The organism is Vibrio lamellibrachiae (genome assembly GCF_050337265.1).
Classification (GTDB): domain Bacteria; phylum Pseudomonadota; class Gammaproteobacteria; order Enterobacterales; family Vibrionaceae; genus Vibrio; species Vibrio kyushuensis.
This window is the reverse complement of the sequence record NZ_JAKJSU010000010.1, coordinates 172,175-194,848: the sequence shown is the minus strand read 5'-3', so window position 1 is coordinate 194,848 and position 22,674 is coordinate 172,175. Positions and strand designations below refer to the sequence as shown.

Sequence of the window (22,674 nt, the reverse complement as noted above, 5' to 3'; positions counted from 1 at the left end):
TGGCCTAGTGCGGTTTGCTAGGCCAAGCTCAGTGATAGGAAAAGAAAAATGTCACATTCATCAGAATTAATTGCTCAAGATATTGAAGCGTATTTGAAAGTCCATGAAAATAAAGACCTACTTCGTTTTTTAACTTGTGGAAACGTTGATGACGGGAAATCAACGCTTATCGGTCGGTTACTTTTTGATAGTAAGCTTATTTATGAAGATCAGATGGCTGCTATTGAGAAAGATTCTCAGAAGTTTAACACCACTGATGGAGATTTTGATTTAGCATTGCTTGTTGATGGTTTGCAGTCCGAGCGTGAGCAAGGCATTACGATTGATGTTGCTTACCGTTATTTCTCTACAGATAAGCGTAAGTTCATTATTGCGGACACTCCAGGACACGAGCAGTACACTCGTAATATGGTTACTGGTGCATCTACTTGTGACCTAGCGATTGTGATGGTGGATGCACGCCACGGTATTCAAACTCAAACACGTCGTCATAGCTATATTTGTAGTTTACTAGGTATTAAGCACATCATCGTTGCAATCAACAAGATGGACTTAATGGACTACAGTCAAGACGTATATCAGAAGATTAAAGCAGATTACCGAGAAATGGCGAAGAACTTCAATATTGAAGATATTCGTTTTGTACCAATTTCAGCATTAAACGGCGACAACGTAGTGACCCCAAGTGAAGAGATGGATTGGTACCCTGGTGCTACGTTAATGAAGTTGCTTGAAACCGTAAAAATTGACCAAGATAAAGATCTTGAGCATATGCGTTTCCCTGTTCAGTATGTGAATCGTCCTAACTTAAATTTCCGTGGTTTTTGTGGAACACTAGCGTCAGGTGTTGTTCAAGTTGGTGATGAAGTTAAAGCACTACCATCTGATAAAGTATCGCGTATCAAATCTATCTACACTTTCGATGGCGAACTAGATATTGCTTATCCTGGCCAAGCCATTACGCTTACCCTTGAAGATGAAATTGATGTTTCTCGTGGTGATATGCTCGTTCACCTAGGTCATGAGCCTAAGGTAACGAATAAGCTTGAGTCTCACATTGTTTGGATGGATGAAACCCCCCTACGTACACACAAAGAGTATACATTTAAGTTTGCGACTAAGGCGTGCACAGGTAAGGTTTCAGATATTGTGCATAAGGTGGATGTGAACACCTTAGACAAGCATGCTGAGAAGGCTGACTCTTTGGATCTAAACGAAATTGCCCTTACTTCGATTAATTTGGTAGATAAAGTTGCTCTTGATCAATATCAAGTTCTGCCTCAAACAGGCTCTTTCATTGTTATTGACCGCCATACTAACGTGACTGTTGGTGCGGGTGTGGTTACACAAGCATTTGATGGTTCAGAAGCTCAGCAGAGAGTTTACTCCATGGCTGAAAAAGATCTAAATACTTACGTGAGAAAGCACTTCCCTGAGTGGGGTTGTAGCGAAGTTTAATTCGCGGCTAGCCCAAGCTGTAATAGTAATAATCAAACGTTTATAGCGTCCTAGGCTAACTGGGGCGCTTTTTTATTGAGATGACAATGTACTTGATATTTTTGTTGATAACCATAATCGCCGTATCTTTGGTTTCCCTTGTGGGGCTCAGGCGTGTGGCCATTGCTTATGGTTGGGTTGACAGCCCCTGTGATAGGAAGAACCATACAGGTCAAGTACCGCTAATTGGTGGGGTCAGTGTCTTTATTGCTCTGTGTTCTATTTATTTGTTTGATACTCAGCTTATCCATTTACAGAATAGCTATTTCCTAATTTCATTAATTCTAGTCTCACTGGGCTTTATTGATGATAAGTTCAATCTAAGTGCACTATCTCGCTTGTGTCTACTTTTTGCAATTTCAATATGGCTCGTGAGTGCTGAAGGGCTTGTTATCTCTAATCTTGGTGATCTGCTTGGAATTGGCGAGATTATCTTTAAAGGGTATCAAGCTACTATCTTCTCTATATTTGCGATCGTAGGTTGTGTGACATGTTTTAACATGATTGATGGTATTGATGGCTTACTCGGTGGGATCTCTACCATTATATTCCTTAGCTTAAGTCTCTTGTTGTATCTCTCAGGCCATTATGGCGAAGCGATATTTAGTTTTGTCTTTGCGGGGGCACTAGTCCCTTATATTATTTTGAACTTAACTTATCGGGTTAGCAGTCACCGCAAAGTGTTTATGGGTGATAGCGGTAGTTTTTTAATCGGATTTACAGTGGTTTGGCTGCTTATTGTAGCCACACAGCCAAGTGTTACTCCCAACGGTTTAGGCAAAACAATTAATTCAGTGACTGCTTTATGGGTAATAGCTGTACCTTTAATGGATATGGTGCTTGTGATGTTTAAGCGAGTAATGAAGAAACAATCCCCGTTTAAAGCTGATCGTACCCACCTACATCATGTTTTACTTAAGCACGGTTATTCTAACCACCAAACTCTGTTTATTATTTGTTTGTTCTCGATGATCGTTTCATCGGTTGGGATAGCTGCTGATAGTAGCTTCATGGATGAGAGCATTATGTTTATTGCTTTCTTAGCTCTATTTGTTCTTTATTCCTTTGTGAATATTAAACTGAGTAAAGGGTCGAAGCTTGTCTCTACTGCACCTGTAAGATAGCTTATCGATGATTTTAAAATATTTTTTTTCATTCACTATTCCCCTTATTTTTTCATCATTAATTAGTTATTCCACTTTAGCTTTTTCTTCTCCTTTATCTTGTTCTAAGTTATTAAGTTACAAGCTATTCCTTACTGGTATCAAAACCGGCGACATGAACCAAACTCAGCAATGGAATGGCAGTCAAGTTATGTCAAAAAGCAGCAGCCGTGCAAGTATTTTAGGTATTGGATCATCGTATACCCAAAGCTCTGAAATGTCCTTGAGTGAAGGTCAATGGCTGACTCAATCGTTTCACCAAAAAGTAACAGGCTTTCGTAAGCGAGACATGCAAGTCTCTTTCCCTGATTCCTCACATCAATCTTTGGTGACACTCAATAATAAAGAGTATCGCTACGAAAGTATCGGTGAGCATCTTCGTGATATTGATACGATTACTATGCAGATACGACAGAATCTATTAGACGAGAGAGAAAGCTTCTCACTTGTGCGTCAAGCGTCAGACGGTATTGAGCAGTATCAGTATGAAGTGCTAGAGCTTCAATCAAAAGAGTATGATAGATGGGGACATATGGAAGTGATTCCAGTTAAGCAAAGTGGCACAGACAGAATTACCTATTACTTTTCTCCTGAACTCGATTATCAAATTGTAGAAGCGTATTACCATGGCTTCCTATTAAATGGTCGAGCTGAGTTGGTTGACTTCACGTCTAGTTGCAATTGAGGTCTATCCTGACTAGCCTCATCAACGCTTCCTCGCTATACTCCTGACTGAATTTTAAGCCAAAAACAGTAAGAGTGCAGGATATGCAAGAATACATAGATTTTTTCCAAGAAAATATGATCCTATCTTTGGTATGGGCCGGTCTTTTTGTCGCTTTAATCATGAGCTTCGTAAAATCAGCAACCGCTGCATATAAAGAGGTCACAGCGTCTCAAGTGACTCTGCTTATGAACCGTGAAGAAGGTGTTGTGGTTGATATCCGCTCTAAAGATGAGTTCAAAAAAGGTCACATTACTGACGCAGTTCACATTTTACCTTCAGATATCAAAGAGGGTAACCTGAGCAACCTTGAAAAGCACAAATCTAACCCAATCATTGTGGTATGTAAGACAGGTCAAACGGCAGCAGAGAGCGCTAACCTACTTGCAAAAGCTGGCTATGAAAATGTAAACCTTCTTAAGAATGGTTTAGCTGGTTGGAGTGATGCAAACTTACCACTCGTTCGTGGTAAGAAATAAGCACAACCCAGTGATAGTAAGCCTAGCTTGATGATGTGTTGCCTAAAATGGCAGCACTTATCATATAGAGATGTGATAGTTTCCACGAAACTGCGGATTTAATTACGCAATGTAACATCTCTCGGTTAGTCTCAATGACAGAATTTATTACCCGAATTTAAAGGATTTCAACATGGCTGAAGCAGCACCACAAGAACAAGCGCAAGATTTCGCTATCCAACGTATCTTTCTAAAAGATATCTCTTTCGAAGCACCTAACTCTCCAGTTATGTTTCAAAAAGAGTGGAACCCAGATGTGAAACTTGACCTAGATACGCAAAGCCGTGAGCTTGGTGAAGGCACTTACGAAGTTGTTCTACGTTTAACTGTAACGGTTAAAAACGCAGAAGAGACAGCTTTCCTTTGTGAAGTTCAGCAAGGTGGTATTTTCACTGCTGGTAACATGGAAGCGGGTCAACTAGCACATTGTCTAGGTGCATTCTGCCCTAACATCCTGTTCCCATACGCTCGTGAAACAATTTCTAGCCTAGTTGTTAAAGGTACGTTCCCTCAACTAAACCTTGCACCAGTTAACTTTGATGCATTGTTCATGAACTACCTACAGCAACAAGCTAAAGAAGGCGAAGCGTCTCCAGAAGCTGAAGCAAAATAATAACCTAAGCAGGCCATTGCTAAGCGCTTCTTTGCTAAGTAATAGGTTGCGATAGGTGAACAATACGTGGGTTTAATCACTAGCGTATTAAAGAAAATGCACAAAGCATCAAATTAGAATGATGCGATGTGCATTTTTTGTTTAGAATGACAATAAACTCATCTCTATAAACAAGTTCTTATTAACTCGTTCTTGTAAAACAAAAGTGATCAGGCAAAGTAATGACAGACTCAAATGTGAATAATGCTTACGGTAAAGAGATTGCGATGACCGTTATAGGTGCAGGTTCTTATGGCACCTCGCTAGCTATTTCTCTGGCCCGTAATGGCGCTAACGTTGTAATTTGGGGACATGAACCTAAGCACATGGCTCAATTAGAAGCTGATCGTGCTAATCATGAATTCCTACCGGGCATAGACTTTCCTGAAAGCTTGATTGTTGAATCAGACATAGAGAAAGCCGTCCAAGCCAGTCGCGACCTACTTGTTGTCGTGCCAAGCCATGTGTTTGGAATTGTTCTTGGCAGCTTAAAGCCTCATCTACATGAAGATACTCGAATTTGTTGGGCAACTAAGGGGCTTGAACCTGAAACAGGCCGTCTATTAAAAGACGTAGCTAACGAAGTGCTTGGCGAAGGTTATTCTCTGGCTGTGTTATCAGGGCCTACTTTTGCAAAAGAACTTGCGATGGGTATGCCAACTGCGATTTCAGTTGCTTCTCCAGATGCTCAGTTTGTCTCTGATCTTCAAGAAAAAATCCACTGTAGCAAGACCTTCCGTGTTTATGCTAATAGCGACTTTACTGGCATGCAACTTGGCGGTGCGGTTAAAAATGTTATCGCGATTGGCGCTGGCATGTCTGATGGTATTGGCTTTGGTGCAAACGCTCGTACTGCATTAATTACCCGTGGTCTTGCTGAAATGACACGTTTAGGCGCAGCGCTTGGCGCACAACCTGAAACCTTTATGGGTATGGCAGGTCTTGGCGATTTAGTTCTTACTTGTACTGATAACCAATCACGTAACCGACGCTTTGGTTTAGCACTTGGTGGCGGTAAAGGCGTGGAAGAAGCTCAAGTAGAGATCGGTCAAGTGGTTGAAGGCTACCGAAACACCAAAGAAGTGTGGATGTTAGCTGATCGTATGGGCGTAGAGATGCCAATTGTTGACCAAATCTATCAAGTACTGTATCAAGGAAAGGATACACGTTTAGCGGCGCAAGATTTACTTGCTCGTGATAAGAAGTCAGAAGGGAAGTAAGAGTCACCTTGCATGCAGCGCCTGTTACATAGAAGCGCTTAGGTGAGTTTGGAAAGGGATTAATGATGAAGCATTGTGAAAAAAATAAAGTATGGAAGGCGATCACGCGTGAAGCCCGTGAACAGTCTGAACAAGAACCAATGCTGGCGAGCTTTTATCATGCCACCATCATTAATCACGATAGCTTAGCCGCTGCGCTGAGCTATATTCTTGCGAATAAATTAAAAACTCCATCAATGCCAGCGATGGCTGTGCGTGAAGTGGTAGAACAAGCCTTTGCTGCCGATCCCGAGATCAGCCGTGCTGCGGCGTGTGATATCTGCGCGACGGTTACTCGTGACCCTGCTGTAGCTATGTACTCATTGCCATTACTGTATTTGAAAGGTTATCACGCACTGCAAGGCTATCGTGTCGCTAATTGGCTGTGGAAGCAGGGGCGTGTTGCACTGGCCACCTATCTTCAAAACCAAATCTCTGTTGCCTGCCAAGTGGATATTCACCCTGCGGCTAAAATTGGTCGTGGCATCATGCTCGATCACGCAACGGGTATTGTGATTGGTGAAACCGCGATTGTTGAAGATGATGTTTCTATTTTGCAAGACGTAACTCTTGGCGGTACGGGTAAAGAGTGCGGAGATCGTCACCCTAAGATTCGCGAAGGCGTGATGATTGGCGCAGGCGCGAAAATACTGGGTAATATTGAAGTTGGTGAAGGTGCGAAGATCGGCTCGTGTTCAGTCGTGCTACAAGCGGTACCAGCTCATACCACGGTTGCAGGTGTACCTGCAAAAATAGTGGGTCGCCCTAAAACGGATAAACCATCACTGGATATGGATCAGCAGTTTAATGGTAAATCTCAGAGCTTTATTGGTGGTGATGGGATTTAAACTTATTAGTAAGCTTTAGCTAAATATAAAGCGATAAGTACGATATTCAAGTTAGACAAATCTTAAAGGACGATGTGAAAGCATCGTCCTTTTTCTTTAATTCGAATTAACCTATTTCGAACTATCCGATAGCACCAAGTTCAACCAGCACTTCTTCAGCCCAGACTAACCAAGCTTGACGAAGTAACAGGTTACGACGAAGTGTTAGGCGTTCTAGACGTTGCTGTTTATCAAGCGTTGATGGCGTTGCGTAATACGCCGCTTCAATTTCTTGATAGTGAGCAACAAGCTTATGAGATTCAGCCACTAGCTCATGCAGTTGAGTGTGGTAAGGCGCCGAATCTTGCACTGCGCATGCCATTAGCTTCGCTGAAAATTCATCTCTAACGGTTGGGTGTGCAGTCGGTTGATCAAACCATTCACCTAATGCGCCACGGCCAGCGTCTGTGATGGAGTAAACTTTGCGATCAGGCTTGCCTTCTTGAGGTTCAAGAACACAGGTAACGAGCTCATTTTGAGCCATTTTATTGAGTTCACGATACACTTGTTGGTGGCTAGCTTTCCAAAAATAGCCAATGCTAGCGGAAAACTCTTTCGTGATATCGTATCCAGTTGCGTTGCGTGTACTAAGTACAGTGAGGATTACGTGTGGTAATGACATGTCTTTAATCCAAATAGGTCAATAAACTACAAAATAACGATGTTCAAACATTGGTTGTGCTTCATGGCACTTATTATTTCTATGTTCAAACAACACCAACTTTATCGTGTTGGTTATGTCACCTTTTAAAAGCCGTTTATCACCTAGCCGGAGTCGAGCTGATATTGAGTTGTTATTATGACTGCGAGATATTTAGTATATGTGTGCTATCGCAGTGGTGCAGTAGTATATCTAAATATAAGCATAAAGTGGAATAGAAGGCGGGGTTTACAATAAAAACTGATAATTAACTCAATAACGTTGCAAAAATGGAATATTAATCTGCAATAATGGGTCGTTTTGTGCCTTTTCTAGTGTTGTTTTTGATATTTGATAGGATTAATAGAAGATAAAAATAGAAATGCAGCACGCTAATTGTGCTGCATTTTCTTTGTTTCATAGATTTTAGAGCTTATTTCATAGAACTACAAGGTAGATCAAGAAAGTGCATATTGCTCATCTAACCTGTATTTCGCATACCTGCGGCTATTCCGGCAATGGTCACCATTAATGCTTCTTCAAGCTCAATCGCTGGCGTGTCTGTTTGACGAGTACGGTAGAGCAATTCAGCTTGTAACATATTCAATGGCTCAACGTAGATGCTACGTAAACGAATAGATTCAAGGCCCCAAGGGTCGCTCTGCATTAGGTTCTCGTTGTTTTCCACATTCAGTACCGCTTTGATGTCTTTTTGCAGTTGATCTCTGAGGCGGTCACCTAATGGGATCAGTGCAGGATCAGCAAGACGCTCATCGTAGTAACGTGAAATATCGATATTACATTTTGAGTAAACCATCTCAAGCATACCAAGACGAGTCGAGAAGAATGGCCACTCGCGACACATTGTTTCTAGCAGTTCTTGATGCCCTTTATCGATTGAGTATTGAATTGCTTCACCAGCGCCTAACCATGCTGGCAGTACCAAACGGTTTTGGCTCCATGAGAAGATCCATGGAATAGCACGTAGACTTTCAACACCACCGTTAGGGTTACGCTTTGACGGGCGAGAACCGAGTGGCAGTTTGCCTAGTTCTAGCTCAGGCGTTGCTTGGCGGAAGTAAGGAACAAAATCTGCTTCGCCTTGCACGACATTACGGTAAGACTCACACGAAACCTCAGACAGCACATCCATAAGATCGCGCCAATCTTGCTTAGGCTCAGGAGGCGGAAGAAGGTTCGCTTCTAAAATAGCACTCGCGTACATGTTAAAGCTATTCACCGCAACTTCAGGCAAACCAAGCTTAAAGCGAATCATCTCGCCTTGTTCAGTAACACGCAGACCACCTTTCAAGCTTTTTGGTGGTTGAGATAGCAGTGCAGCGTGCGCAGGTGCACCACCACGACCAACGGTACCGCCACGGCCATGGAACAAGGTCAGTTCAATGCTTTCTGCATCACAAACCTTAACCAGTGCGTCCATCGCGCTGTATTGAGCCCAACCCGCAGCCATAACACCGGCATCTTTGGCTGAGTCAGAGTAACCAATCATCACCATTTGGTGATTTTGGATAAAGCCGCGATAAAGGTCGATGTCCATCAACTGCTTAATAACCGCTTCCGCATTGTTTAAATCGTCAAGCGTTTCAAATAGTGGGCAGACATCCATACGGTACGGACAGCCTGACTCTTGAAGTAGTAAGTGAACAGCCAATACATCAGATGCCGTACGTGCCATTGAAATTACATAAGCGCCAAACGCTTCGCGTGGTTGAGTTGCCACAATCTTACAGGTGTCTAAAACTTCTTTAACTGGTGCTGAAGGCTCCCAATCACGCGGTAAGAGTGGGCGTTTAGAGCTTAGTTCGTTCGTTAAGAAAGCAATTTTGTCTTGCTCACTCCACTGGTCATAGTCACCAATACCAAGGTATCGAGTAAGCTCAGAGAGAACATCAGAGTGACGCGTGCTCTCTTGACGGATATCCAAACGAACAAGGTGAACACCAAACGCTTTAATACGACGCAAGGTATCGAGTAATGAGCCGTCAGCAATAACGCCCATGCCACATTCATGCAGTGATTGGTAACAAGCGTAAAGAGGTGTCCATAATTGGTCGATATGTTGCAGTGGTGCTTTAACCGCAAGCTTTTGACCGTTTACTTTGGCATCAAGAATTTCTAGTGTTTCGTTCAGTAGTGAACGAAGCCCTTTTAAAACGGCGCGGTAAGGTTCGTGTTGATCATCGCCAGCCAGTTCACGAACGGCATCGTTGCACTGAGTCATCGATAGTTCAGAAACGAGCTCGTTGATGTCGCCTAAGTATAGATCAGCGGCTTTCCAGCGAGAAAGTAGCATTACTTCACGAGTGATTGTGTGCGTCACAAATGGGTTACCATCGCGATCGCCACCCATCCATGATGAGAAGTGAACAGGGCGTGCATCAATTGGCAAACCTTCACCAATGTAGCTCTCAAGGCGCTCATCAAGCTCACGTAGGAACTCTGGTACACCTTCCCATAATGAATTTTCTACAACCGCAAAACCCCATTTCGCCTCATCGATTGGCGTTGGGCGCTGCTTACGCATGACATCCGAGTGCCAACCTTGAGCAATAAGTTGCTCTAAGCGACGCTCTGTCTTTTGGCGTTCTTTGTAAGAAAGATCACTAAGCTCTAATTTAGACAAGCACTCGTTGGTTTTAACCAACTTGTTGATCATCGTACGACGGGTGATCTCGGTAGGGTGAGCAGTCAGTACCAGCTCAATATTCAGGTCACGAACCGCTTGAGCAGTATCTAATTTACTGATGTCATTTTTACTAAGCTTGGAAAACAGACTACTAATGGCGTCTGGCTCACATACATGCTCTTCACAGTGGCGTGAAATGGTATGGTATTGCTCGGCCATATTGGTCAAATTTAGGAATTGGTTAAATGCGCGTGCAACCGGCTTAAGCTGTTCATCAGGTAAGCTCTTAATCTCTTCAATCAGAGTTTCGCGGTCGGCTTTATTGCCTGCACTTGCTGATTTAGAAAGCTTACGAATAGTCTCAACTTTCTCTAAGATAACGTCACCATGTGCATCTTTAATGGTGTTGCCAAGCAAGCGGCCTAGCATGCTTACGTTACTTTTGAGTGCAGCGTATTTTTCGTTCATTTGTCATCCTGCCTTGTAAAAAAATTACATCCAGTGTTCCTTCATTAGTAGACAATCTAGCGAAAAATGCTAGTAAGAGTCAAACATTGAAGCATAAGTTTGCATTTATTGTGTGAGTGAATGTAAATCAATAGAAGTGCGACTTGATTGATGAATTACTGAAATTTTATTACAGGAATAGGGTGGGAATGCGTGCTAGTTACTTGATAACAGCACGCTTTTTCTATTAAAGGCTAGGTGTAGGATGTTGATCTAGGGTTAAAAACAGTACTTATACATGGCCTTAGAAAGAATATTGATGGTTGGATCGATAAATTCGAAAGCTAAGAATTCATCAGGTTGATGCGCTTGATCAATCGAACCTGGGCCTAAAACTAATGTTGGGCATAGCTCCTGTAAGAAAGGCGCTTCGGTGCAGTAGTTCACCGTTTCTGATGGAGTTTCACAAATGGACTCTACGCCCGCAATAAATGGATGGTCATGTTGGCATTCATATCCAGGAATCGGTTCGTGCAATGGCGTGACTTCTACGCGTCCAGGCCACTTAGCCTCCACTTCTTTTAGTGATGAACGCAGCATGTTATCCAGTCCATCAAGACTGATGCCAGGAAGTGGACGCACATCGTAGTGAAGCTCACAGCAGCTACAGATACGGTTTGCACTATCGCCACCATGAATGTGACCAAGATTAAGTGTTGGGCTTGGAATGGCAAAGCCCGGGTGGTGGTATTCTTTGATTAGCTTGTCGCGAAGCTGCATCAGTGCAAACATCACTTCATGCATGATCTCAATAGCGTTGACACCAAGGGCAGGATCGGATGAGTGACCTGATTTACCTGTAATTCGCACCGCGTTAGCGACGTGTCCTTTATGGCCTCTAACTGGCACTAAGCTCGTCGGCTCACCAATGATGCAGTAGTCAGGTTTAAAAGGGGCACTCTCAGTAAAGTGACGCGCACCAAGCATGGTGGTCTCTTCATCACAGGTTGCCAAAATATACAGTGGCTTGGTTTGCTTACTCCAATCGACTTTCTTTACCGCTTCAATGATAAAAGCAAAGAAGCCCTTCATATCTGCAGTACCTAAACCGTAAAAGCGATTGTTAGCCTGAGTTAATGCATGCGGTTCAAAGCTCCAACGTCCATCATCAAAGGGTACGGTATCACTGTGTCCAGCGAGTAATAGTCCACCTTCACCCGTGCCTTTTTTGGCAATCAGGTTGTGCTTTCCTTTTTCGACTTCGGTGATCGAGACTTCAAAGCCGATGTCTTTTAACCAGGTGCCGAGCTTTTCGATTACCTGACTATTGCCTTCATCCCAACTTGGGTCGGTTGAACTGATTGAAGAGGTTGAAATAAGACCTTCATAGACCTCAAGGAAACTGGGTAATTGCATATTATCTTCACTTCTACTGTTGACAGAAATACGTTAAGAGGGTAAAACACATATTAAATCATTATTTATGAATAAAAAATCAATTTAAGCGGTTTTTTTAAAATTAATAGTCAATTTTGCTTTAAGTATGAACTTGAGCCTGAACTTGGAAGTTGTAGATGTCACACGCTGAAATACTAAAAACCACAATTATTGGCGCTAGCGGTTATACCGGAGCTGAATTGGCTGTGATGGTGCAAAAACACCCACAGCTTACGCTATCAGGTTTATACGTTTCCGCCAACAGCGTCGATGCAGGAAAGAATATCGGCGAACTCCATGGCAAGCTAGCAGGTGTAGTCGACATGCCTGTTCAACCTTTGGTTGATGTACAGAAAGCAGCGGCAGAGTGTGATGTGGTTTTTCTCGCGACAGCACACGAAGTGAGTCACGACTTAGCGCCAGTCTTTTTAGAGAATGGCTGCCAAGTGTTTGACCTTTCTGGTGCATTCAGAGTGAAAGGTGAAGGTTTCTATCAGCAGTATTATGGCTTTGAACATCAGCACGCAGCGTGGCTAGACAATGCGGCTTATGGCTTGGCGGAGTGGAATGAAGACGCGATTAAGCAAGCTCAGTTAGTTGCGGTCGCTGGGTGTTACCCAACGGCATCACAGTTAGCGATTAAACCTTTAGTAGAGTCGGGATTACTCGACCTTAATCAATGGCCAGTGATCAATGCAACTAGTGGTGTGACGGGCGCGGGCCGTAAAGCTTCTATGGTGAACAGTTTTTGTGAAGTGAGCCTTCAGCCTTATGGTGTTTTTGCTCATCGTCATCAACCTGAGATCGCGAGTCACTTAGGCCGTGATGTCATATTCACTCCGCATTTAGGTAATTTCAAACGTGGCATTTTGGCGACGATTACAATGAAGCTCGCACCGGGTGTAACGGCAGAGCAGGTTAATAAAGCTTTTGCCATAGCCTATGAAGGCAAGCCTGCGGTTCGTTTGCTTGATGAACAAATGCCAAGAATACAGAACGTAGAGTTCACCCCATTTTGCGACTTAGGTTGGAAGGTCCAAGGTGAGCACATCATCGTAGTTTCTGCGATTGATAACCTACTTAAAGGCGCTTCAAGCCAAGCGATGCAGTGCTTAAATATCCATTATGGATTTAATCAATTGACGGCCTTGCTTTAAGTATTAAGTATCGCCAGTCATTGAAATAAAATGTTAACTAGATAAGACAGACGCAGTAAGGAACAGCTATGACAGTAAACCAAACAATGCCACTAGTGATTAAGTTAGGCGGAGCTGCATTATCGTGCAGTGATACGCTAAGTCAGCTATTTGCTGCCATTGAAACTTATCAGCAGCAGGCTCGACGACAAATCGTCATTGTTCATGGTGGTGGTTATCTGGTGGATGACTTAATGGGTAAGCTGAATCTGGAAACAGTAAAGAAAAACGGTTTGCGTGTTACGCCTTACGATCAAATTCCTGTGATTGCAGGTGCTCTTGCTGGAACTGCGAATAAATTGCTACAAGGGCAAGCAATTAAAGATGGTCTTAAAGCTGTAGGTTTGAGCCTTGCCGATGGTGGATTGTGTCATATTGAAGAGCTAGACCCTGCACTTGGTGCAGTTGGTAAAGCGACTCCAGGTGACTCTACTATACTGCAGGCGATATTAAATACCGGAGCACTGCCAATCATTAGCTCTATCGGGCTGACAAAGGAAGGCCAGCTAATGAACGTGAACGCTGACCAAGCCGCTGTTGCAGTTGCTGGGGCACTTGATGCCGAGCTAGTGCTACTTTCTGATGTTAGTGGTGTACTCGATGGTAAAGGGCATTTAATTGAAAGCCTTACTGAGCAGCAGGCCGATGCTTTAATTAAAGGTCATGTTGTGACTGATGGCATGATTGTTAAGGTAGAAGCAGCGCTAGAAGCTGCGAATGATTTAGGTCGCTCAATCCAAGTTGCGACTTGGCGTTACCCTGAAAAATTAGTCAAGTTATTTGCAGGTGAGAACATAGGAACACTTTTTTTGCCTAAATAACGTCTTACCTAAATAACTGATGCCCTGATAGACGTTAGTGGATAAAAACGAATTACGATTTTACGCATAGGCGTGAGATTAAAAACAAACAATTTTAAATGGAAACCTTAGCACTGACCGCCAAGCGCAGCGCAAGGAATGTGGAGAAAGAAAATGAGCAAAGTTCAAGTTAAAAAAGTAGTTGTCGCATATTCTGGCGGTCTAGATACCTCAGTAATCATCCCATGGCTAAAAGAGAATTATGACTGTGAAGTGATTGCGTTTGTTGCTGATGTAGGTCAAGGCGCACATGAGCTAGAAGGTATTGAAGCAAAGGCAAAAGCATCAGGTGCTTCTGAGTGTTACATTGCTGACCTGAAAGAAGAGATGGTGGCTGACTACATCTACCCAACGCTTAAAACTGGTGCTTACTACGAAGGTAAATACCTTTTAGGAACATCAATGGCGCGTCCTATCATTGCTAAAGCGCAAGTTGAAGTAGCACGTAAAGTTGGCGCTGACGCACTGTGTCACGGTTGTACTGGTAAAGGTAACGACCAAGTTCGTTTTGAAGGTGCATTTGCTGCACTCGCACCAGACCTACATGTGATTGCCCCTTGGCGTGAATGGGATCTAGTAAGCCGTGAAGAGTGCCTAGATTACCTAGCTGAGCGTAATATCCCTTGTAGTGCATCACTGACTAAAATCTACTCTCGTGACGCAAACGCATGGCACATCTCAACAGAGGGTGGTGTTCTAGAAGACACATGGAATGCTCCAAACGATGATTGCTGGGATTGGACTGTCGACCCAGAGAAAGCGCCAAACGAATCAGAGTCAGTGACGCTGAAAGTTGTTAAAGGTGAAGTCGTAGCTGTTGATGGTGAAGAGATGACGCCATACAACGCATTGGTTTACCTCAATGAAAAAGGTGCGAAGCACGGTGTTGGGCGTATCGATATCGTAGAGAACCGTTTGGTTGGTATGAAGTCTCGTGGCTGTTATGAAACTCCGGGTGGCACCATCATGATGGAAGCGCTACGAGCTGTAGAGCAATTGGTTCTTGATAAAGCGGCATTTGAATTCCGTGAAGAGCTAGGTGTTAAAGCTTCACACCTAGTCTACGATGGTCGTTGGTTCACTCCTCTTTGTAAGTCTATTCTTGCAGCAACAGAAGAGTTAGCTCAAGACGTTAATGGTGAAGTGGTTATCAAGCTTTACAAAGGCCACGCAACTGTGACACAAAAACGTTCTGCAAATAGCTTGTACTGTGAAGAGTTCGCGACATTTGGTGAAGATGAAGTTTACGACCAAAGCCACGCTGAAGGCTTTATCCGTCTTTACTCACTATCAAGCAGAATCAGAGCGCTAAATGAAGTGAAGAGAGCCAAATAGGTTCGCTTAAATAGACTTCAGCTCGTAATGAATAAAGAAAGCCCACTTGTTTTTGCAAGTGGGCTTTTCTTTTTCACAGTGTTTTAATTGGCTGTGGGTACGTATCAAAATATTAAACCGCATCTAAATTGAAATTATATGAATAATTATGTGAAATAAGTGCATTTTTACCTTGTTTTTATATTGAATTACTGTAAGTTTGAATCATACAAAAAGAGAAGCTGAATTTAATCAGAGTTGATCGTTGCACAAGCAGTAGATACTGAGCATTTAGGAGAGACACAATGGCATTATGGGGCGGTAGATTTACCCAAGCGGCAGACACTAGGTTCAAAGACTTTAACGATTCACTTCGCTTTGATTACCGATTGGCTGAGCAAGACATTGTTGGTTCTATTGCTTGGTCAAAAGCACTGCAATCTGTTGATGTTCTCAAAGAAGAAGAGCAACAGAAGCTTGAGCTAGCACTCAATGAATTAAAACTCGAAGTGATGGAAGACCCTCATCAGATTTTGCGTTCTGATGCGGAAGATATTCACTCATGGGTTGAAACACAACTGATTGGCAAAGTTGGTGACTTAGGTAAAAAGTTACACACTGGCCGTTCACGTAATGACCAAGTGGCGACAGACTTAAAATTATGGTGTCGTCAACAAGGTCAACAGTTACTTATCGGTCTTGACCGTCTTCAAGCTAAAATGGTCGAGGTTGCCAGAGAGCACCAAGGGACTGTTTTACCAGGTTACACTCACTTACAACGTGCACAACCGGTTACGTTCGCTCACTGGTGCTTGGCTTATGTTGAGATGTTAGAGCGTGATTACTCTCGTTTGAGTGACGCGATTAAACGTCTTGATACCTGTCCTTTAGGTTCAGGTGCACTAGCTGGAACGGCGTATCCAATGGATCGTGAAGAGTTGGCGCATAATCTTGGGTTTCGTCGTGCAACACGTAACTCGTTAGATTCTGTATCTGACCGTGATCATGTGATGGAGCTAATGTCGATTGCTTCTATCTCAATGCTTCACCTTTCTCGTCTTGCAGAAGACATGATTTTCTATAACTCAGGTGAGTCAAACTTCATCGAGTTAGCCGATACTGTGACATCAGGATCTTCATTGATGCCACAAAAGAAAAACCCAGATGCATTGGAACTTATCCGTGGTAAAACGGGCCGTGTATATGGTTCATTAGCCGCGATGATGATGACAGTAAAAGCATTGCCATTGGCTTACAACAAAGACATGCAAGAAGACAAGGAAGGGCTGTTTGATGCGCTCGATACTTGGAATGATTGTATGGAAATGGCAGCGCTTTGTTTCGAAGGCATTAAAGTCAACGGTGAGCGTACGCTAGAAGCGGCAAAACAGGGTTATGCAAACTCAACAGAACTTGCTGATTACCTAGTGGCGAAAGATATCCCGTTCCGTGAAGCTCACCATATTGTGGGTGTGGCGGTCGTTGGAGCGATAGCCAAAGGTTGTGCGCTCGAAGAATTATCAATTGCTGAGCTCAAAGAGTTCTCAGATGTGATTGAAGATGATGTTTATGACATATTGACCATAGATTCCTGTTTAGAAAAACGTAGCGCATTGGGTGGCGTATCACCGAAGCAAGTTGCTTACGCGGTAGATCAGGCAAATAAACGTCTGGCTCAACGTGATACATCTGCAGTTAAAGTACGTGCTGCGCGTCTCACTGATATCGAATCATTAGAAGGCATGGTCGCTTACTGGGCGAATATGGGTGAGAACCTACCTCGTTCACGTAATGAACTGGTGCGTGATATTGGCTCGTTTGCGGTGGCTGAGCATCATGGTGAAGTGACAGGTTGTGCATCACTCTATGTGTATGACTCTGGCTTAGCTGAAATTCGTTCTCTCGGTGTCGAAGCTGGTTGGCAGGGGCAGGGGCAAGGTACAGCTATTGTTCAGCACCTTGTTGAGAAAGCGCGTCAAATGGCGATTAAGAAAGTATTCGTCCTGACTCGTACACCTGAGTTCTTTATGAAGCACAGCTTTATTCCAACATCTAAATCACTGCTTCCTGAGAAAGTGCTGAAGGACTGCGATCAGTGCCCTCGTCAGCATGCTTGTGATGAAGTTGCGCTGGAAGTGAACTTGGTTGAACAGATCATTGCCAAAGTTAATGTTGCTTAAAGAGTATTTGGTCGTTATGTAAGCGATTGAATAAAAGGCCGAAAAATAAAACTTAAAAAAAGATCAAAAAAGATCCTCTTTTAAAGGAACTAATGAGAAAAGCGGTAGTCCTAATATGTACCACTGCTTTTTCTTAGAAGAATCTAAGAAGGCCCCGCAACCGACATTGGCTGCGGGGCTTTTTTCTTTTTATCTGTTCATACTCTCTTATCCCCTATGCTTATTACTGATGATGTGTCGTCAAATAAGTTTCAATAAACATTCATTAAACTGATACATAGCTTGGCTACCTTTGTTTGCGGACATTCATCCCATCGGAGAGAAGTAGTGAAAGGATTTCAACTAGGTTTAGCACTAAGCGGACTTGTCGCATCAACAGTGACAATGGCGCAGCTGCCTCAACAGAGCGACACTTGGTACACGCAAGGGCGCAGTGCGATTGCTGCAGCAAAAGAACTTCAACCGATCAATGGACCTGCAAAGAATGTCATTTTGTTTGTTGGTGATGGCATGAGTGTCGGCACAATGACTGCCGCTCGAATCTATGCGGGCCAAAACAAAGGTATGAAAGGGGAAGAGTACTCGCTCGCAATGGAGAACCTACCTCATACTGCACTCGCTAAAACCTATAATACCGATATGCAAACCCCAGATTCTGCAGGAACGGCAACCGCCATGGTTGCGGGTGTGAAAACTAAAGCAGGTGTGATCAGCGTGAATGATAACGTTCAGCGCGGATTTTGCAGCAGCATGAAAGGTAATGAAGTGAAAACGGCCTTTCAGTCAGCAGCAGAAAAAGGGCTATCTCTTGGTGTGGTATCTACCGCACGTTTAACCCACGCCACGCCTGCGGTGACTTTTGCTCACAGTGCTGACCGCAACTGGGAAAACGATGCTGTGATGCCTAACATTGCTAAGAATAATGGCTGTAAAGATATTGCTAGTCAGTTTGTTGAATTTGATTATGGCAATGGTTTTCAAGTTGCTTTTGGTGGTGGTCGCCGCGAATTTCTACCTGTCGATCATCTTGATCCGGAAGGCCAAAAGGGTAAGCGCAAAGATAATCGAAACCTGATTGAAGAGTGGCAAGAGCGCTACCCACAAGGCCAGTATGTCTATGACCGTAAAGGTTTCGACAAATTAACAGGTAAAGAGCGTGCATTTGGCCTGTTTGAAAGCAGCCACATGCAGTATGAGTCGGATCGTAAGCTAAACGACAAAGAACCCTCTTTGGCTGAAATGACCGATAAGGCGATTCAAATCTTAGCCAACAATGAAAATGGTTATATTCTGATGGTCGAAGCGGGGCGAATTGATCATGCTCACCATGATGGCAATGCGGCGAGAGCATTAGAAGATACCGTCGCTTTTGATGATGCAATTCGTCTTGCGATGAAAAATACCAATCCACAAGAAACTTTAATTATCGTTACCGCTGACCATGCGCATACTTTGATTTCAAATGGCTATGCAGAGCGTGGCAACCCAATCTTGGGGTTGTCTAAGCAGAAAGGTAAGCTCAATCAAGATGACTTTGGTAAGAACTACACGACTCTTGCTTACGGTAATGGACCGGGCGCGGTAAAAGGTGAGCGTGACAACCCAACAGCGGAAGAAGTGAAGAAGCTAGATTACTTGCAACAAGCATTGGTTAAGCTCAGTTCAGAAACACACTCTGGTGAAGACGTCGCGATATTTGCTCGTGGCCCGCAGGCTTGGTTATTTCAAGGCGTGGTAGAACAGCACTACATTTACCATGTGATTGATGAGGCGCTTAAGCTTAACCGTTAAGCATTGGCTGTTTATTGCTTATCGAGAGTTAAATTATAGAAAGTTAAATAACCGTAAACGGTTGGACAAAACTCTAGTGCTTGCCTGAAGTGCTGGAGTTTTTTTTATCCTGTTTCTTTTTAAGTTGATTCTCTTGGTAGGGGATCACAATAAACTTCATCCATAGGTGCAAGAACAGTAAGCCATTAAAAGCAAAGCCCGCCATGATTAGTGCAATAGATTCGATGCTAAAGGGGGTTTCTCGGCAGGTGAACCACCAGACCACGCCACACAAAACAGACAGCGATGTAAGCTGATCCATACATCGTTTACAGCGACCAATTTTTTTCCAAAACCAACCGGGCTTATCACACGTTTTACATGTCATGAAGATTGCTTATTAGGTAGTATATAAGCCAATAGAATATCGCAAATAAACAAGAAAGTGAGCAAAATGATTGAACGTCTAGAAACTAAGCAGCGCATGAGCCGTATCGTTAAACACAATGGTACGATCTATTTATGTGGTCAAGTTTGTGCTGATGCTGAAAAGGGCATTAAAGAGCAAACTCAAACTATGCTAGATAAAGTGGAAGCACTGTTAGAGCAAGCGGGCAGTGATAAAGAGCACATGCTGTCAGCGACTATTTTCCTAAAAGATATGAAAGACTTTAAAGAGATGAATGAGGTTTGGGATCATTGGGTTCCAGAAGGTCATGCACCTGCTCGTGCTTGTGTCACTGGCGACATGGCTCGTGAAGCGTTATTGGTTGAGATCTCTGTGATTGCGGCTGAAAAGTAATTTCTACTTTCTTTCGAAAAGTAAAAAGCGAGCTCCTGATTAAGAGGCTCGCTTTTTTTATTTAAAGTAGGTTATTTAGAGTTCATTAATTGGATAAAGCAATTAACAGCCTGGTCCGCAGTCTAGACAATGTTTAACCATTTCCGGCCCTAAATGCAGTTTCGCGTTTAAATCACGAAGTGCAGTACGAACACCTTCTTCAATCACTGGGTGGTAAAAGGGCATATCTAACATTTCTGATACTGTCATCTTATTTTGGTGTGCCCAAGCTAGTAGGTGCGCTAAGTGTTCAGCATTAGGTCCCATCATCTCAGCCCCAAGGAAGCGTCCTGTACCTTGTTCGCCGTAGACATGCAAAATCCCTTTGTTACGTAGCATGACACGTGAACGACCTTGATTTTCAAAAGAGACTTCACCCGTTGCGAAACATCCACATGTGCCAAGACGTTGCTCTAGCTGCTTATAAGTTTCACCGACCATCGCTATTTGTGGGTCAGAGAATACTGCTGAAATCACTGAGCGACGTAGGCCTGCTCGAATATCAGGGAATCGACCCGCATTATCACCTGCGATTCGCGCTTGGTCTGCGGCTTCATGAAGCAGTGGAATTTGGTTGCTAGCGTCACCGGCAATGAAGATGCTTTCGACCGATGTTTGCAGCGTGTAGTAATCCGCTGTTGGGACGCCGCGCTCATCAAGCTCTAGACTTGTCGTTTCAAGCGCGAGTTTATCAACGTTTGGACGACGACCAGTCGCCGCTAACACGTAATCAACAATGAAGGTTTCGAGTTCACCATCATGGTTGATGAACATGATTTCTACTTTGTCCGTTGCGTTGCCATTGGCATCGAGTACGCGTCGCATAGTTTCGATTTTCACATCAGCATCAAGGTAGAACTCTTCTTTGAATGCTTTGTCTGCGTAAGCCATTACTTCTGGATCGGTAATTGGACCAACTTGTCCACCCAAACCAAACAGCTTCACTTTAACGCCTAAACGATGAAGAGATTGACCTAATTCTAGGCCGATAACACCAGGGCCAAATACGGCAACAGCTTCAGGTAGGTCATCCCAATCAAAGACATCATCATTAATCACTAAGCGATCGCCGAGTTCGTTCCAAACCGCAGGGTAAGCAGGGCGAGAGCCTGTCGCAATAACAATGCGCTTAGCGGTAATCGTCGTATGGTCATCAACAATCAGAGTATTGTTATCGATGAACTTTGCGTAGCCAATAATTTTGTCTTCCGCTGGAATTTCATCAACACCTTCAACAACAAAGCCAACGAAGCGGTCACGTTCACGCTTAACACGGTCCATCACTTCACGACCGTTTATGATGGTTTCACCTTGAGGGTAAACGCCAAATCCAGGTGCTTTCTCAATTTGATGAACACTTTCAGCCGCCGCTATAAGTAACTTAGAAGGCATACAACCAACACGAGCGCAGGTTGTGCCAAATGGGCCACCTTCAATCATCACGACACTGGCTGTATTTGCTTTTGCTGCTCGATAAGCGCCTAAACCTGCAGTACCACCACCAATAACAGCTACATCTACATTTATTTGTTTCATAATGACATCTCTAATTATGTTTCTAATGCCTTTAACTAAAGGCGAAAGGAAAATTTATTGTATTGACGAGTTCTATATTGAAGTGACCTTATGTGACGAAATAAGCCTAAAAGTCACTTGGATATAGCTCGTTATCTCGATGTGGCTACCTAGTGCCCGATACACTAGGTAACTATTTTTCAAAGAGTTAGGAGGAATTAACCTAGGTAAGTCTCTAGCTCTTCGCTACCACCGATGTGCTTACCACCGATGAAGACTTGAGGAACGGTTGCTTTACCCGTTACAGCGCGAAGGCTCACTGTTGTTGCATCTTTACCCAGTACCACTTCTTCGTAGTTCAAACCTTTGTCGATTAGCGTTTGTTTCGCTTTCACACAGAATGGGCAGCCCGGCTTGGTGAAGACAGTGATTGATTCTTGTGTTTTGTAGTCTGGTGCAATATGGCCAAGCATTGTGTCCGCATCAGAAACTTTGAACGGGTCGCCTGGTTCGTTAGCTTCGATGAACATTTTTTCTACTACGCCATCTTTCACTAACATGCTGTAGCGCCATGAACGCTTGCCAAAGCCAAGGTCATTTTTGTCGACTAGCATGCCCATGCCGTCAGTGAACTCAGTGTTGCCATCTGGAATGAAAGTAATGTTGTCCGCTTCTTGGTCATTTTTCCAAGCGTTCATTACAAATGTATCGTTCACTGATACACATAAAATCTCATCGACACCGTGCTCTTGGAATACAGGGAACAGTTCGTTGTAGCGTGGAAGGTGGCTTGAAGAACATGTTGGTGTGAATGCACCTGGCAAGCTAAATACGATAACTGTTTTGCCTTTAAAAAGTTCTTCAGTTGTTACGTTTACCCAAGCATCACCTTGACGAGTTGGAAAAGTAACTTGTGGTACGTTTTGGCCTTCTTTAGATGTAAACATAATCATTTCCTATCTTTAAATATTGCTGAATTAGTTTGAAGTCTTAATCAGCGTTTTGCTGTGCTCCGTTTTGTTGAAGCTATTATTGATAATTTCCTTTGATAGGGATAATCGTTTGGTGCTATCGTTTCGATAGGAATTTTCTATTAGGTTAATTAGACCATTGAGGTCAATCGACCT

At 43.4% G+C, this 22,674-nt stretch carries 19 protein-coding genes; 13 read left to right on the top strand and 6 right to left on the bottom strand.

Annotation, left to right across the window (positions count from 1 at the left end; all coding sequences use genetic code 11):
* Window positions 1-48 precede the first annotated feature (48 nt).
* From cysN to cysE, 7 genes are all read left to right on the top strand, one after another.
* Window positions 49-1,458 carry a sulfate adenylyltransferase subunit CysN gene (gene cysN / locus L4C54_RS17695; protein WP_428809180.1) on the top strand — a complete coding sequence of 470 codons (1,410 nt, stop codon included), beginning with the start codon at window positions 49-51 and terminating at the stop codon, window positions 1,456-1,458.
* Window positions 1,459-1,538: 80 nt separating this feature from the next.
* On the top strand, window positions 1,539-2,621 hold the full coding sequence (gene wecA / locus L4C54_RS17690) for a UDP-N-acetylglucosamine--undecaprenyl-phosphate N-acetylglucosaminephosphotransferase (protein ID WP_428809179.1): 1,083 nt from the start codon (window positions 1,539-1,541) through the stop codon (window positions 2,619-2,621).
* A 190-nt stretch (window positions 2,622-2,811) separates the two neighbouring features.
* On the top strand, window positions 2,812-3,345 hold the full coding sequence (locus tag L4C54_RS17685) for a hypothetical protein (RefSeq protein WP_428809178.1): 534 nt from the start codon (window positions 2,812-2,814) through the stop codon (window positions 3,343-3,345).
* Between the two features lie 83 nt (window positions 3,346-3,428).
* A complete protein-coding gene (locus tag L4C54_RS17680) occupies window positions 3,429-3,863 on the top strand; it encodes a rhodanese-like domain-containing protein (RefSeq protein WP_428802708.1) in 435 nt (144 codons plus the stop codon).
* A 172-nt stretch (window positions 3,864-4,035) separates the two neighbouring features.
* Window positions 4,036-4,515, top strand: coding sequence for a protein-export chaperone SecB (gene secB / locus L4C54_RS17675; protein WP_428802707.1), 480 nt, complete (start codon window positions 4,036-4,038; stop codon window positions 4,513-4,515).
* A gap of 221 nt (window positions 4,516-4,736) precedes the next feature.
* The gene (gpsA, locus tag L4C54_RS17670) at window positions 4,737-5,774 is read left to right on the top strand and encodes an NAD(P)H-dependent glycerol-3-phosphate dehydrogenase (protein WP_428809177.1); all 1,038 of its coding nucleotides are present in this window, start codon (window positions 4,737-4,739) and stop codon (window positions 5,772-5,774) included.
* 65 nt (window positions 5,775-5,839) lie between these two features.
* Window positions 5,840-6,661 (top strand): serine O-acetyltransferase, encoded by an 822-nt coding sequence (gene cysE, locus L4C54_RS17665; RefSeq protein WP_428802886.1) that lies wholly within the window; start codon window positions 5,840-5,842, stop codon window positions 6,659-6,661.
* A gap of 121 nt (window positions 6,662-6,782) precedes the next feature.
* Here cysE and L4C54_RS17660 read toward each other — a convergent pair whose 3' ends face one another.
* The 3 genes from L4C54_RS17660 to argE all read right to left on the bottom strand — a co-directional run bounded on the left by L4C54_RS17660 (window position 6,783) and on the right by argE (window position 11,850).
* On the bottom strand, window positions 6,783-7,322 hold the full coding sequence (locus L4C54_RS17660) for a PadR family transcriptional regulator (protein WP_428802705.1): 540 nt from the start codon (window positions 7,320-7,322) through the stop codon (window positions 6,783-6,785).
* A gap of 499 nt (window positions 7,323-7,821) precedes the next feature.
* Window positions 7,822-10,455 (bottom strand): phosphoenolpyruvate carboxylase, encoded by a 2,634-nt coding sequence (gene ppc, locus L4C54_RS17655; RefSeq protein WP_428809176.1) that lies wholly within the window; start codon window positions 10,453-10,455, stop codon window positions 7,822-7,824.
* Window positions 10,456-10,713: 258 nt separating this feature from the next.
* Window positions 10,714-11,850 carry an acetylornithine deacetylase gene (argE, locus tag L4C54_RS17650; protein ID WP_428809175.1) on the bottom strand — a complete coding sequence of 379 codons (1,137 nt, stop codon included), beginning with the start codon at window positions 11,848-11,850 and terminating at the stop codon, window positions 10,714-10,716.
* A 173-nt stretch (window positions 11,851-12,023) separates the two neighbouring features.
* On the opposite strand from argE, the gene argC reads away from it, so the two are divergent.
* From argC to L4C54_RS17625, 5 genes are all read left to right on the top strand, one after another.
* On the top strand, window positions 12,024-13,028 hold the full coding sequence (gene argC / locus L4C54_RS17645; protein ID WP_428809265.1) for an N-acetyl-gamma-glutamyl-phosphate reductase: 1,005 nt from the start codon (window positions 12,024-12,026) through the stop codon (window positions 13,026-13,028).
* Window positions 13,029-13,096: 68 nt separating this feature from the next.
* A complete protein-coding gene (gene argB, locus L4C54_RS17640) occupies window positions 13,097-13,888 on the top strand; it encodes an acetylglutamate kinase (RefSeq protein WP_428809174.1) in 792 nt (263 codons plus the stop codon).
* Between the two features lie 153 nt (window positions 13,889-14,041).
* Window positions 14,042-15,262: an argininosuccinate synthase gene (locus tag L4C54_RS17635; protein ID WP_428809173.1), complete on the top strand. Its 1,221-nt coding sequence runs from the start codon at window positions 14,042-14,044 to the stop codon at window positions 15,260-15,262.
* Window positions 15,263-15,546: 284 nt separating this feature from the next.
* Window positions 15,547-17,421 carry an argininosuccinate lyase gene (gene argH, locus L4C54_RS17630; protein ID WP_428802700.1) on the top strand — a complete coding sequence of 625 codons (1,875 nt, stop codon included), beginning with the start codon at window positions 15,547-15,549 and terminating at the stop codon, window positions 17,419-17,421.
* A 327-nt stretch (window positions 17,422-17,748) separates the two neighbouring features.
* Window positions 17,749-19,212, top strand: a complete 1,464-nt coding sequence (locus L4C54_RS17625; protein ID WP_428809172.1) for an alkaline phosphatase family protein — start codon at window positions 17,749-17,751, stop codon at window positions 19,210-19,212.
* Between the two features lie 73 nt (window positions 19,213-19,285).
* Here the strand turns inward: L4C54_RS17625 and L4C54_RS17620 are convergent, their stop codons facing one another.
* A complete protein-coding gene (locus tag L4C54_RS17620; RefSeq protein WP_428809171.1) occupies window positions 19,286-19,579 on the bottom strand; it encodes a DUF3624 domain-containing protein in 294 nt (97 codons plus the stop codon).
* A gap of 66 nt (window positions 19,580-19,645) precedes the next feature.
* Between L4C54_RS17620 and L4C54_RS17615 the strand changes: the two genes are divergently transcribed.
* The gene (locus tag L4C54_RS17615) at window positions 19,646-19,993 is read left to right on the top strand and encodes a RidA family protein (RefSeq protein ID WP_428809170.1); all 348 of its coding nucleotides are present in this window, start codon (window positions 19,646-19,648) and stop codon (window positions 19,991-19,993) included.
* A gap of 102 nt (window positions 19,994-20,095) precedes the next feature.
* Here L4C54_RS17615 and L4C54_RS17610 read toward each other — a convergent pair whose 3' ends face one another.
* Window positions 20,096-21,568 carry a dihydrolipoyl dehydrogenase gene (locus L4C54_RS17610; protein WP_428809169.1) on the bottom strand — a complete coding sequence of 491 codons (1,473 nt, stop codon included), beginning with the start codon at window positions 21,566-21,568 and terminating at the stop codon, window positions 20,096-20,098.
* A 197-nt stretch (window positions 21,569-21,765) separates the two neighbouring features.
* Entirely contained in the window at window positions 21,766-22,494 is a 729-nt protein-coding gene (locus L4C54_RS17605; protein ID WP_428802695.1) for a glutathione peroxidase, read from the bottom strand.
* Window positions 22,495-22,674 lie beyond the last annotated feature (180 nt).

Coding starts and splice junctions, on each gene's coding strand:
- argB (WP_428809174.1), top strand. CDS start 13,097: ATGACAGTAAACCAAACAATGCCACTAGTGATTAAGTTAGGCGGAGCT.
- L4C54_RS17660 (WP_428802705.1), bottom strand. CDS start 7,322: ATGTCATTACCACACGTAATCCTCACTGTACTTAGTACACGCAACGCA.
- wecA (WP_428809179.1), top strand. CDS start 1,539: ATGACAATGTACTTGATATTTTTGTTGATAACCATAATCGCCGTATCT.
- L4C54_RS17610 (WP_428809169.1), bottom strand. CDS start 21,568: ATGAAACAAATAAATGTAGATGTAGCTGTTATTGGTGGTGGTACTGCA.
- L4C54_RS17615 (WP_428809170.1), top strand. CDS start 19,646: ATGATTGAACGTCTAGAAACTAAGCAGCGCATGAGCCGTATCGTTAAA.
- L4C54_RS17620 (WP_428809171.1), bottom strand. CDS start 19,579: ATGACATGTAAAACGTGTGATAAGCCCGGTTGGTTTTGGAAAAAAATT.
- cysN (WP_428809180.1), top strand. CDS start 49: ATGTCACATTCATCAGAATTAATTGCTCAAGATATTGAAGCGTATTTG.
- gpsA (WP_428809177.1), top strand. CDS start 4,737: ATGACAGACTCAAATGTGAATAATGCTTACGGTAAAGAGATTGCGATG.
- argH (WP_428802700.1), top strand. CDS start 15,547: ATGGCATTATGGGGCGGTAGATTTACCCAAGCGGCAGACACTAGGTTC.
- secB (WP_428802707.1), top strand. CDS start 4,036: ATGGCTGAAGCAGCACCACAAGAACAAGCGCAAGATTTCGCTATCCAA.
- L4C54_RS17680 (WP_428802708.1), top strand. CDS start 3,429: ATGCAAGAATACATAGATTTTTTCCAAGAAAATATGATCCTATCTTTG.
- L4C54_RS17605 (WP_428802695.1), bottom strand. CDS start 22,494: ATGTTTACATCTAAAGAAGGCCAAAACGTACCACAAGTTACTTTTCCA.
- L4C54_RS17685 (WP_428809178.1), top strand. CDS start 2,812: ATGTCAAAAAGCAGCAGCCGTGCAAGTATTTTAGGTATTGGATCATCG.
- L4C54_RS17635 (WP_428809173.1), top strand. CDS start 14,042: ATGAGCAAAGTTCAAGTTAAAAAAGTAGTTGTCGCATATTCTGGCGGT.
- cysE (WP_428802886.1), top strand. CDS start 5,840: ATGAAGCATTGTGAAAAAAATAAAGTATGGAAGGCGATCACGCGTGAA.
- ppc (WP_428809176.1), bottom strand. CDS start 10,455: ATGAACGAAAAATACGCTGCACTCAAAAGTAACGTAAGCATGCTAGGC.
- argE (WP_428809175.1), bottom strand. CDS start 11,850: ATGCAATTACCCAGTTTCCTTGAGGTCTATGAAGGTCTTATTTCAACC.